At 66.3% G+C, this 10349-nt stretch carries 14 protein-coding genes; 7 read left to right on the top strand and 7 right to left on the bottom strand.

Annotation, left to right across the window (positions count from 1 at the left end):
* Positions 1 to 8 precede the first annotated feature (8 nt).
* Positions 9 to 1016, bottom strand: a complete 1008-nt coding sequence (locus E0E05_RS13890) for an AAA family ATPase (protein ID WP_131617260.1) — start codon at positions 1014 to 1016, stop codon at positions 9 to 11.
* Between the two features lie 138 nt (positions 1017 to 1154).
* On the opposite strand from E0E05_RS13890, the gene E0E05_RS13885 reads away from it, so the two are divergent.
* The 3 genes from E0E05_RS13885 to E0E05_RS13875 are packed head-to-tail and all read left to right on the top strand — an operon-like array spanning position 1155 to position 3642.
* Positions 1155 to 1784, top strand: coding sequence for a DUF1285 domain-containing protein (locus E0E05_RS13885; RefSeq protein WP_131617259.1), 630 nt, complete (start codon positions 1155 to 1157; stop codon positions 1782 to 1784).
* A complete protein-coding gene (locus tag E0E05_RS13880) occupies positions 1781 to 2413 on the top strand; it encodes a CoA pyrophosphatase (RefSeq protein WP_131617258.1) in 633 nt (210 codons plus the stop codon). Before E0E05_RS13885 ends, E0E05_RS13880 begins: the two co-directional genes overlap by 4 nt.
* Positions 2410 to 3642, top strand: a complete 1233-nt coding sequence (locus tag E0E05_RS13875; RefSeq protein ID WP_131617257.1) for a CCA tRNA nucleotidyltransferase — start codon at positions 2410 to 2412, stop codon at positions 3640 to 3642. Before E0E05_RS13880 ends, E0E05_RS13875 begins: the two co-directional genes overlap by 4 nt.
* Positions 3643 to 3650: 8 nt before the next feature.
* Here E0E05_RS13875 and E0E05_RS13870 read toward each other — a convergent pair whose 3' ends face one another.
* The 4 genes from E0E05_RS13870 to hemF form a co-directional block, all read right to left on the bottom strand.
* Positions 3651 to 3830, bottom strand: coding sequence for a DUF1059 domain-containing protein (locus E0E05_RS13870; protein WP_131617256.1), 180 nt, complete (start codon positions 3828 to 3830; stop codon positions 3651 to 3653).
* Between the two features lie 78 nt (positions 3831 to 3908).
* Complete coding sequence (locus tag E0E05_RS13865; RefSeq protein ID WP_244597734.1) at positions 3909 to 4304, bottom strand: MOSC domain-containing protein; 396 nt, start codon at positions 4302 to 4304, stop codon at positions 3909 to 3911.
* A gap of 314 nt (positions 4305 to 4618) precedes the next feature.
* Positions 4619 to 5212 (bottom strand): DUF6338 family protein, encoded by a 594-nt coding sequence (locus tag E0E05_RS13860; RefSeq protein WP_131617254.1) that lies wholly within the window; start codon positions 5210 to 5212, stop codon positions 4619 to 4621.
* 9 nt (positions 5213 to 5221) lie between these two features.
* Positions 5222 to 6133 (bottom strand): oxygen-dependent coproporphyrinogen oxidase, encoded by a 912-nt coding sequence (gene hemF / locus E0E05_RS13855; protein WP_131618046.1) that lies wholly within the window; start codon positions 6131 to 6133, stop codon positions 5222 to 5224.
* A gap of 165 nt (positions 6134 to 6298) precedes the next feature.
* Here hemF and E0E05_RS13850 point away from each other — a divergent pair, with 165 nt between their 5' ends.
* Complete coding sequence (locus tag E0E05_RS13850; RefSeq protein ID WP_131617253.1) at positions 6299 to 6541, top strand: hypothetical protein; 243 nt, start codon at positions 6299 to 6301, stop codon at positions 6539 to 6541.
* A 4-nt stretch (positions 6542 to 6545) separates the two neighbouring features.
* Positions 6546 to 7007, top strand: a complete 462-nt coding sequence (locus E0E05_RS13845) for a GNAT family N-acetyltransferase (RefSeq protein WP_210215717.1) — start codon at positions 6546 to 6548, stop codon at positions 7005 to 7007.
* Positions 7008 to 7013: 6 nt separating this feature from the next.
* Here E0E05_RS13845 and E0E05_RS13840 read toward each other — a convergent pair whose 3' ends face one another.
* Entirely contained in the window at positions 7014 to 7499 is a 486-nt protein-coding gene (locus E0E05_RS13840; protein ID WP_131617252.1) for a tRNA (cytidine(34)-2'-O)-methyltransferase, read from the bottom strand.
* Positions 7500 to 7759: 260 nt separating this feature from the next.
* On the opposite strand from E0E05_RS13840, the gene E0E05_RS13835 reads away from it, so the two are divergent.
* Both E0E05_RS13835 and E0E05_RS13830 read left to right on the top strand, forming a co-directional pair.
* Positions 7760 to 8032 (top strand): hypothetical protein, encoded by a 273-nt coding sequence (locus tag E0E05_RS13835; protein WP_131617251.1) that lies wholly within the window; start codon positions 7760 to 7762, stop codon positions 8030 to 8032.
* An 8-nt stretch (positions 8033 to 8040) separates the two neighbouring features.
* Positions 8041 to 9891 (top strand): ABC transporter ATP-binding protein, encoded by a 1851-nt coding sequence (locus tag E0E05_RS13830; RefSeq protein WP_131617250.1) that lies wholly within the window; start codon positions 8041 to 8043, stop codon positions 9889 to 9891.
* A gap of 20 nt (positions 9892 to 9911) precedes the next feature.
* Here E0E05_RS13830 and E0E05_RS13825 read toward each other — a convergent pair whose 3' ends face one another.
* Positions 9912 to 10334: a type II toxin-antitoxin system HicB family antitoxin gene (locus tag E0E05_RS13825; RefSeq protein WP_131617249.1), complete on the bottom strand. Its 423-nt coding sequence runs from the start codon at positions 10332 to 10334 to the stop codon at positions 9912 to 9914.
* Positions 10335 to 10349 lie beyond the last annotated feature (15 nt).

Here is a 10349-nt window from a genome sequence, read left to right as displayed (position 1 = left end):
GCTGCGGATTACTCCAGCGTGCCGACGAGGCCGGCGATCACCGTCGGCACGGTCATGCCCTCGGCGCGCGCGGCGAAGGTGAGCGCCATCCGGTGCTGCAGGATCGGCTCGGCAAGCGCCCGGACGTCGTCGACCGAAGGCGCGTAGCGGCCCTGATAAAGGGCGCGGGCGCGGGCGCACAGCATCAGCGACTGGCTGGCGCGCGGGCCCGGGCCCCAGGCCACGTGACGGTCGGTCGTCTCGGTTCCGGTGCCGGGCCGCGCCGCGCGGACCAGTTCGAGGATCGCCTCGACCACGCTTTCGGGCACCGGCATGCGCCGCACCAGCGTCTGCAACTCCTGCAGGCGGGTGGACGAAATGACGGGCTTGGCGACCGCGGCGTTCATGCCGGTGGTGTCGAGCAGGATCTGCCGTTCGGCCTCGATCTGCGGATAGCTGATGTCGATCTGCATCAGGAACCGGTCGAGCTGCGCCTCGGGCAGGGGATAGGTGCCTTCCTGTTCGAGCGGGTTCTGCGTCGCCAGCACGTGGAACGGGGCGGGCAGGTCGTAATGCTTGCCGGCGACGGTGACGTGATATTCCTGCATCGACTGCAGCAGCGCCGACTGGGTGCGCGGGCTGGCGCGGTTGATCTCGTCGGCCATCAGGAGCTGGGTGAAGATCGGGCCCTTGACGAAGCGGAAGTGGCGCTTGCCGTCCTCGTCCTCCTCCAGAACCTCCGAGCCGAGAATGTCGGCGGGCATCAGGTCGGGGGTGAACTGGATGCGGCCGCTGTCAAGGCCCAGCACCGTGCCGAGCGTGTCGACGAGCTTGGTCTTGGCCAGACCGGGCACGCCGACGAGCAGGGCGTGGCCGCCCGACAGGATCGACACGATGGCGTTCTGGATCACCTCCTCCTGACCGAAGATCACGTTGCCGATCTCGGACTTGATGTCGGCGATATCGCTCAGGGCCGTTTCGGCCTGTGCGATGATCTCGGACTCGCTGGTGGTCTCGGTGGTCGCGTGGACGCTCATCGTCATCTCCCGAAAGGGCCGGTGGCGCGGGGCCGGCTCAACTCAAGGTAAATCAGGGCCGGGTGCTGACAAGAGCGGCGCGGGTGACTATTTCGTGACTCCACAGCAAACGTCAGCGACTCGGCTGCCAAGAGGCAAATGGCTGAAAACGGCAAATCGAAGGCGACGCCCCCGGCCGATCTGAAGGGGCTCGAAGCGCTGGTCGCCCGGGCTGGTGAAAGCGGCGGCCTGCCGCCCGTGGACAAGTGGAACCCGCCCTTTTGCGGCGATCTGGACATGGAGATCGCCGCCGACGGCACCTGGTTCTATCTGGGCACGCCGATCGGCCGGCCGGCGCTGGTCAAGCTGTTCTCCAGCGTGCTGCGCAAGGACGAGGACGGCCGCACCTATCTTGTGACACCGGTCGAAAAGATCGGCATCCGCGTCGCCGACGCGCATTTTCTCGCCGTGGAGATGCATGTGGGCGACCGCGCCGGCACGCAGGTGCTGACCTTCCGCACCCATGTCGGCGATGTGGTCGAGGCCGGCCCGGATCATCCGCTCAGGTTCGAACTCGAACGCGAGACGATGGGCGTCAAACCCTATCTGCATGTGCGCGGGCGGCTGGAGGCGCTGGTCAGCCGGCCCGTGATGTACGACCTGATCGAACTGGGCGAGCACGAGGACATCGACGGCGTCTCGATGTTCGTGGTCCGGTCGAACGGCAAGGCGTTCCCGGTGATGGCGAGCGCCGAACTGGAACGCGCGCTGGTGGAGGCCGAGGCTTGACCCCGGCCGAAGCGACGGCGCGATACGATGTCGACGATTTCGCGGCGCGGGCGGGGCGCGTCTCCCACGCCCCGGACGAGGCCGACGGCGATTTCCGCTTCAACACCGGGCTCGAGGACCTGATCCGGGCGCATGCGGTCAAGGACGCCGCGGTGCTGGTCGGCGTGATTGAGCGGGCCGGCGAGGCGCGGATAGTGCTGACCAAGCGCAATGAGCGGATGCGCACCCATTCGGGCCAGGTGGCGCTGCCCGGCGGCCGGATCGATCCGGACGACGTGTCGCCGGTCGCCGCCGCGCTGCGCGAATGCGAGGAGGAGACCGCCGTGCCGCGCGATGCGCTGCGGCCGGTCGGCCAGCTGCCGGTCTACCTGTCCGGGTCCGGCTACCGCATCCATCCGGTGCTGGCGGTGATCGAGGGCGACCCGCCGATGCGGCCCAATCCGGGTGAGGTCGAGACGATCTTCGAGGTGCCGCTCGCCTACCTTATGGACCGGGCCAATCACCGCCGCGGCAGCGTCGAATGGCGCGGCAAGCGTCGTTACTTCATCGAGATGCCGTGGGGGGACCAGCGCATCTGGGGCGTGACGGCGGGGATCATCCGGACCGTCTCCGAAAGGCTCTACGGATGACCAACGCGAAGCTCGAGGCGGACTGGCTGGCCGACGCCGACCTGCAGCGCATTCTGGGCGTTCTTACGGGCGATGGCGAGCGTGCGCGCATCGTCGGCGGGGCGATCCGCAACACGCTGATCGGCCATCCGGTCACCGACATCGACATCGCCACCACCTGCGTGCCGGGCGAGACGGTGCGGCGGCTCGAGGCGGCCGGCATCAAGGCGGTCGATACGGGCATGGAGCACGGCACGGTGACCGCCGTCGCCAATCACACCGGTTACGAGATCACCACGCTGCGCGAGGACGTGGAGACGGACGGCCGCCGCGCCAGGGTGGAATTCGGCCGAAGCTGGCAGCACGACGCCCAACGGCGCGACTTCACCATCAACGCGCTCTACGCCGAGGCGGATGGCACTCTGGTCGACCTGATCGGCGGGCGCGCGGACATCGAGGCGCGGCGCGTGCGCTTCATCGGCGATCCCGAACAGCGCATTCGCGAGGACTATCTGCGCATCCTGCGTTTCTTCCGGTTCTTTGCGTGGTACGGCCATGGCCGGCCGGACGCCGACGGGCTGAAGGCCTGCGCCCGGCTGAAGGAGGGCATGGCGGGGCTTTCCGCCGAGCGCATCTGGGCCGAGATGCGCAAGCTGCTGGCGGCGACCGATCCCTCGCGGGCGCTGTTGTGGATGCGCCAGACAGGCGTGCTGACGCTGCTGCTGCCCGAAAGCGAGAAATGGGGGATCGACGGCATTCACGGGTTGATGGAGGTCGAGCGGGCGTTCGACTGGGCGCCCGACGCCGTGCTGCGCCTGATGACGCTGGTGCCGCTGCGCGAGGAAGCCGTTCAGGGACTGGCACAACGCTGGAAACTGCCGAACGCGGTCCGCGACCGGCTGGTCGCGGCCGCCCGCGAGGCGGACGTCGTCGCCGATCTCGGCAACAAGATGCTCGAACAACGCATCTACCGTTCAAGCCGGCAGGCCGTCACCGATCGCCTGCGGCTCGATATCGCGCGGCGCGGGGCGCACCACACCGAGACGCCGGACCTGATGGCTCTTCTCGCGCACGCCGAGGCCTGGACGGCGCCGCGGTTCCCCGTCGCCGGGCGGGATCTTGCCGGGCTCGGCATGAAGGCCGGTCCGGCGATGGGCGAGACGCTGAGCAGGCTCGAACGGGCCTGGATCGAAAGCGGGTTCGCGCTCGATCGCCACGCCTTGCTCGAGATGGCGCGCGAGACCCGGTGAGCTGCCGGTCAGGCGGCGCGCTCGTGCACGCGCTTCTTGATCTCTTCGACCATGTTGCCGCGAATGTGGGTCTCGCCATGGGCCGAGCGCAGGTGGTCGCTGGCGCGGCGCACCACTTCCGCCTCGTCTTCGGCATGGGTCTCCCAGTCGCAACCGGGGACAAGCTGTCCGCACTTGAATTCCTTCATCGTCTCCTCCTTGGTGCGAGCATGTGCCTACAACACCACAAGTGTGACAGCAGTAAGGGGTTCCGCACCTGATTCAGGTCAATCGGAGTTGCCTGAATTTTGGGCAACTATCTGGTCGTGAACGGCAATCCTGCCCGGTGCGATCACTTCCGCGGTGATGCCGCCATGGCCGCGCACCGCGTTATAGCCGCCCGGCCCGAGCGCCTCCTCCATGCGCGAGCAGGGCGCGCATGGTCCGGTGCCGCAGAGAAGGGCGGTGCCGATCGAGAAGGCCCGCTTGCGAAGCGCCATCAGATTGATGCCGGAGACGACGATGTTGCGGCGCAGGAGCGCCGGATCGATCCGTTCCCTGCGCAGCATCGCGGCGATCGCGGGAAGGTGCTCGGCCTGGATCAGCGTGACGGCGCGCTTGCCGGGCCGGCCGCGATGATCGCCGTCGATGCCGGCTTCCGTGATCTCGGCCGCATCGAGCACCCGGAGAGGCGCGCGCCGCGCCGGCCTGATGCCGATCCATTCGATCCGTCCCTCATGCGGGAACCGCGCCAGCAGATCGTCCAGCGAGGGCGGAACGGGCTGGTCGATTACGCTACTTGGCCTTCGCTGTCAGCGGCCGCTTCGGTTTTTGGCTGGCAGCAACAGCCGAACCACCTTTGGGTGGTGTCACAGGTTTCCCGCTTGCTACAGGACGCACGCCGTCGCGCACGATGAAACGCCCAGAGCGCGCCTCCCGGGCCGTCCATTGCTTCAATGATTCATCTGACATTCTGAGACGCTCCTTGACTTAAATTCTAGGTCACAATCGACTTGATTTCAACGAATCGATAATCACCCGGCTTGAGAATTATTCCAGCGGAGATGGGTGCGTCGCCAAAGAATTCGCCACTATCAGGGTCAATTTGCCAAAGCTCCTCTATGAATAGGTGGCCTGGGTTTGGATAAATGGTGGCGTAAGAATTCTCGGAGAAACGGCCGCCGATCTTGGAGCCGTCGTCGAAGTGGATGATGAGCCAGCATTCTTGGCGACGCGCGAAAAATTCGTCCCAAGCCGTCTTGTTGCGATTTGCGAGAAGCCCCCAAGCGGCCAGACGATTAAGGAGCCAATCCAAGACAAATGGCCAAGCTATTGGTGCAATAGCGAGAGTGAGTGCGGCAAGAGCGCTTTGAAGGATTATGCTGGTCGACGCAAAGAACCAAACGACAGCCCAAAACATGACGCCAAGATTAATGAGGCCGTACGCAAGGGCTTCGAAGACCGTATCCTTCAAAGTGGGCTGGTCACCTGGTCTGATGAGGGAATAGACCCTCATTGAAATAAACCCTGGCAAGATCACTAGGACTGCTACGGCAATTGCTTCTAGATCTACTGATTCAATTCCGAACACGGGTCTATCCTAAGGCCACTTCACCGCGGGGGGCATCGAGGACAGGATCGAATCGACATTGCCGCCGGTCTTCAGGCCGAAGATGGTGCCGCGGTCGTAGAGCAGGTTGAATTCGACATAGCGGCCGCGCCGGACGAGCTGCTCCTCGCGCTGGGCGTCGGTCCAGTTGGCGTCGAAGTTGCGGCGCACAAGATGCGGATAGACGACCAGGAACGTGCGGCCGACATCCTGGGTGAAGGCGAAATCGGCGTCCCAGCCGCCCGCCTCGTCGGCCGAATGCTGCCAGTCATAGAAGATGCCGCCGATGCCGCGCGGCTCGTTGCGGTGGTGCAGGTGGAAATACTCGTCGCACCAGGCCTTGAGCTTCGGATAGTCGGCGACGGCGTGCTTGGAGCAGGCCAGTTCGAACGATTTGTGGAAGGCGACCGTGTCCGGGTCGTCCTGGGTGCGTCGCGCGTCGAGCACCGGGGTGAGGTCGGCGCCGCCGCCGAACCACCAGGAACTGGTCACGACGAACCGGGTGTTCATGTGCACGGCCGGCACGTTCGGGTTCTGCGGGTGGGCGATCAGCGAGATGCCCGAGGCCCAGAAGCGCGGATCGTCGACGGCGCCCGGCATCTGCTTGCGAAATTCCTCGGAGAATTCGCCATGGACGGTCGATGTGTGCACGCCGACCTTCTCGAAGACGCGGCCATACATCATCGACATGACACCGCCGCCGCCCTTGCCCCCGTCGCGCTCCCACGGCGTGCGCTCGAAGCGGCCGGGCGCATATTCGCTGAACGGACCGGTCAGGTCGTCCTCGAGCTTTTCGAACGCCGCGCAGATCCGGTCGCGCAAGTCCTCGAACCAGCCTCTCGCCCGCGCCTTCCTGTCCTCGATGTCCGCCGGCAAGCCCTTGGGCAGTTCAGGCCGTTCCACCATGTCGATCTCCGCTTCGTCCCCGCACCGTCGTTCCGTGCAACGCCTATCGCGCGACCGTCGGCTTGCCAAGGCGCAGGCGGCGTGCGACGCCCGCCCTGTCGGGCGCGGCGGGTACTTGGCGTGCCCGGCCGTTATGCTATTGTCCGTCTCCGGAGGTATGCGATGGCCCCGCCCAAACCGCCGCGTGCACTCGTTGGCCGCCATCTCGATGCCAGCCGCGCCGGCGGCCCGTCGGGATTCGTGCGGGAGACCTACCGCCTGAACCGGGCCGAAGCGCGGCGCAAGGCGCGCGAATGGTTCGACCAGTATCCCAAGGCCGCCTACTGGACGCAGGTCGAAAGCTGGCGTGTGCTGGACGGGGATGTCATCGAATTCACCATGCGCCGCCTGCCGACCGCCGACTGATGCCATGACGAGCCAACCCATGCTGACGCTGCGCCGAACGCAGGGCGAAACGGACATGGCCGCATGCCTGGCGATTCGCCACCAGGTGTTCGTGCGCGAGCAATGCGTCGACGAGGATCTGGAGCGTGACGGGCTGGATGACCGCTGCATCCACTATCTGGCCGTTGACGGGCAGACACCGGTCGGCACGGCGAGGGTCATGCCGCTCGAGGGCCGCTACAAGATCCAGCGCATGGCGGTGTTGTCCGAGCGGCGCGGCACCGGCGTCGGCGCGGCGCTGATGGAATTCATCATGGACGATCTGGCCGAAGCGGCGGCGGCGTCCGGCCGGCATTTCTTCCTGTCAAGCCAGGTGCACGCCATGGCGTTCTACGAAAAGCTCGGCTTCGTCGCCTGTTCGGACGAATTCATGGATGCGGGCATTGCGCACCGCGACATGCGGGCGCCGGCCCGAATCAGGGCCTGAGCACCGTCACCGCGCCCGGTGCTGCCGCAGCGCCTCGGCCGCGACGATGCCGACCGAAACGGCCAGATTGAGCGAGCGGGCGCCCGGCATCATGGGAATGGTCAACCGGGCGTCCGCCGTTTCGTGCACATGGCCGGGAACGCCGGCCGACTCGGAGCCGAACAGCAGCACCTCGCCGGGCGCGAAGGCATGGTCCGTGTGAGGCGTTGCGCCTTTTGTCGTCAGCAGGGCGAGCCGCAGGTCCTGATCCCGGCGCCAGGCCTCGAACGCGGCCCAGTCATCGTGGCGGGTCAGCGCGGCCATCGCCAGATAGTCCATGCCGGCGCGCCTGAGCGCGCGGTCGGAGGCGTCAAAACCGGCCGGCCCGATCAGGTGGACGACAAATCCCAGGCACGCCGCCGTGCGCAGGATCGAGCCGGTGTTGCCGGCGATGTCGGGCTGGTAGAGCGCGACGTGGAAGGTCGGATGCTGCGGTGCTGGTGACGACGTCATGTCAGCAAGGGGTCATTGTCATGAAACGATCGATTGCCTTTTGCCGGGCCCTGGGCTAAGGACCTGCCAACCTTGGTGCTCACGAACAGGAGGCGGGCATGGATATCATGATGACTGTCTGCTCGAACATCCCGTTCGCGCCGCGGACCGGCCTGCCCCGCATGCGCAGGCTTTCCGCCCACTAGCACCAGCGGTTCCGACCCAGCCCGAAATCAAGATGTCGTGACCGCCGGTTTGGTTCTTCCAAACGGAACAAGGTCATGTCCATTCATCTTCCCGATCGGGCCGAGCGCCCGGAACACCGCCATCCGCTGGCGCAGCCCGACGGGCTGCCGCCGATCGTCAAGGCGTCGATCGCCGTCGCCATCCTGCCGGTCGCGCTGGTCGTCGCCGTGGTCCTTTCGCTGCGCGCCGAGATGGCGCCCGACCGGCTGGCGGTGAAGCCGCCCGCCGCCGCTTGCGGTTCGTTCGTCGATGCTCCGGCCGGGCCGGCCGGCTCCGACGTCACGCCGCACCAGATCTGTTTTCATTGAGGCCCGTCATGTTTGCCTGGTTCGAAACCCGCATCAATCCCTTCCCGCCCGGACGACCGGCGCAGGCGCCCCGGCGCCTTCTGGCGTTCTGCTGGCACTACACCAGGGACATCTGGCCCTGGCTGGCGATCACCTCGCTGCTGACGGCGACCATCAGCATCCTGCAGGTCGTCATCTTCAGCTTCCTGGGCAACATCGTCGACTGGCTGGCCGACGCCGATCCGAGCACGTTCCTGGCCGAGGAGGGCTGGTCGCTGTTCTGGATGGGCTTTCTCATCCTTGTGGGCCTGCCGCTGACCGGCCTGTTCCACTCGCTGATCATGCACCAGGCGATCTTCGGCAATTTCCCGATGATCATCCGCTGGAAGGCGCATCGCTACATGCTCGGCCAGTCGTTCGGCTTCTATCAGGACGAGTTCGCCGGCCGCGTCGCCACCAAGGTGATGCAGGCGGCGCTCGGCGTGCGCGAATCGGTCACCAAGATCGTCGATATCTTCATCTATGTGGGCGTCTATTTCGGCGGCGCGCTGGTGCTGGTGGCGACGATGCAGGCCTGGCTCATGGTGCCGTTCCTTCTGTGGCTGGCCGCCTATGTCGTGCTGATGTGGCACTTCCTGCCGAAGATGCGCGTGATTTCCGAACTGCAGTCGGATGCGCGCTCGACCATGACCGGGCGCGTCGTCGACAGCTACACCAACATCATGACCGTCAAGCTGTTCGCCCATGCCGGCCGCGAGGAGGGTTATGCGCGCGAGGCGATGGACGACTTCCTGGGCACGGTGCATCCGCAGATGCGGCTGGTGACCACGCTCAATGTGAGCCTGGATATCGCCAACGCCCTGCTTCTGGCCTCGGTCGCCGCGATCGGCATCCTGGGCTGGACCACCGGCACCGCGACCGTCGGTGCGGTCGCCGTCGCGGTCGGCCTTGTGCTGCGCCTTGAGGGCATGTCCTACTGGGTGATGTGGGAGCTGGCCGGCCTGTTCGAGAACATCGGCATGGCAGAGGACGGGATGAACACCATCGCCCGGCCGCAGGCGGTGAGCGACCGCGACGACGCCAGGACACTGGTCGTCGTACGCGGCGAGATCGAGTTCGACGGCATCCGTTTCCACTACGGCAAGCAGGGCGGCGTGATCGAGAATCTGTCGCTGACCGTCAAGCCGGGCGAGAAGGTGGGTCTTGTCGGACGCTCGGGCGCGGGTAAATCAACCCTGATGAACGTGCTCCTCAGGCTCTACGATCTGGAAGGCGGTCAGATCCGCATCGACGGGCAGGATATCGCCGCCGTCACGCAGGATTCGCTGCGCGGGCAGATCGGCGTGGTCACCCAGGATACCTCGCTCCTGCACCGGTCGGTGCGCGACAACATCGCATACGGCTATCCGGACGCCACCGACGAGCAGGTGATCGAGGCCGCAAAAAGGGCGAACGCGCACGACTACATCCTCGGTCTGGTCGATCCGCAGGGGCGCACCGGCTACGACGCCCATGTCGGCGAGCGGGGAGTCAAGCTGTCGGGCGGCCAGCGCCAGCGCATCGCGGTCGCGCGCGTGTTCCTGAAGAACGCGCCGATCCTGGTACTGGACGAGGCGACCTCGGCGCTCGATTCCGAGGTCGAGGCGGCCATCCAGGACAATCTGAACGCGCTGATGGAAGGCAAGACCGTGATCGCCATCGCGCACCGGCTGTCGACGATCGCCAATCTCGACCGGCTCGTGGTGATGGACAAGGGCACCATCATCGAGGAGGGCACGCACGAGGAACTGGCCGCCGCCGGCGGGCTCTACGGCCAGCTCTGGGCGCGCCAGTCGGGCGGGTTCATCGGTGTCGACGCCAATGCGGAGGCGGCGGAGTGACGTCGTCGACAGACACGGCGCTACGCGGCGCGGGAGCTGATGAGCAGTTCCTGGCCCAGGGCGGCCAATGCCTGCTCCATCAGTTCCAGCCGGGACGCGTGCCGCGGATCGAGAAGACGCCGTGCGATCGCCTCGTCGCGCCCCAGCCGCGCGGCGAGTTCGGATTTCGATATGCCCGCATCGGCGACCGCGGCGATCAGAGCGAGCTTGACCGCGTCACGGGCATGGGGAGCGACGCGCGGTCCCGCGCCGTGTGCCGACGGCGTCGGGATCGGCTCGCCGTTGGCGACCATGTGCAGCAACATCGCCCCCAGCGCCTCTCGGGCTTCGGCGAGCGCGGCCGCCTCGGTGTCTCCGAACGCCAGAACGCCCGGGACGTCGTCGCAGGTGACGACAAACTCGCCCTCTTCCGTGTCGATCGTCGCTGGATAGAGAAGTTGCACTGCTGGTTTCCTTTC

Origin of the sequence: Roseitalea porphyridii, assembly GCF_004331955.1 — a bacterium.
GTDB classification, from domain to species: Bacteria; Pseudomonadota; Alphaproteobacteria; order Rhizobiales; family Rhizobiaceae; genus Roseitalea; species Roseitalea porphyridii.
Note: the sequence above shows the minus strand (reverse complement) of the source record. Positions and strands in the feature narration are given on the sequence as shown.

Coding starts and splice junctions, on each gene's coding strand:
- E0E05_RS13885 (WP_131617259.1), top strand. CDS start 1,155: ATGGCTGAAAACGGCAAATCGAAGGCGACGCCCCCGGCCGATCTGAAG.
- E0E05_RS13875 (WP_131617257.1), top strand. CDS start 2,410: ATGACCAACGCGAAGCTCGAGGCGGACTGGCTGGCCGACGCCGACCTG.
- E0E05_RS13845 (WP_210215717.1), top strand. CDS start 6,546: ATGACGAGCCAACCCATGCTGACGCTGCGCCGAACGCAGGGCGAAACG.
- E0E05_RS13830 (WP_131617250.1), top strand. CDS start 8,041: ATGTTTGCCTGGTTCGAAACCCGCATCAATCCCTTCCCGCCCGGACGA.
- E0E05_RS13835 (WP_131617251.1), top strand. CDS start 7,760: ATGTCCATTCATCTTCCCGATCGGGCCGAGCGCCCGGAACACCGCCAT.
- E0E05_RS13850 (WP_131617253.1), top strand. CDS start 6,299: ATGGCCCCGCCCAAACCGCCGCGTGCACTCGTTGGCCGCCATCTCGAT.
- E0E05_RS13870 (WP_131617256.1), bottom strand. CDS start 3,830: ATGAAGGAATTCAAGTGCGGACAGCTTGTCCCCGGTTGCGACTGGGAG.
- E0E05_RS13840 (WP_131617252.1), bottom strand. CDS start 7,499: ATGACGTCGTCACCAGCACCGCAGCATCCGACCTTCCACGTCGCGCTC.
- E0E05_RS13890 (WP_131617260.1), bottom strand. CDS start 1,016: ATGAGCGTCCACGCGACCACCGAGACCACCAGCGAGTCCGAGATCATC.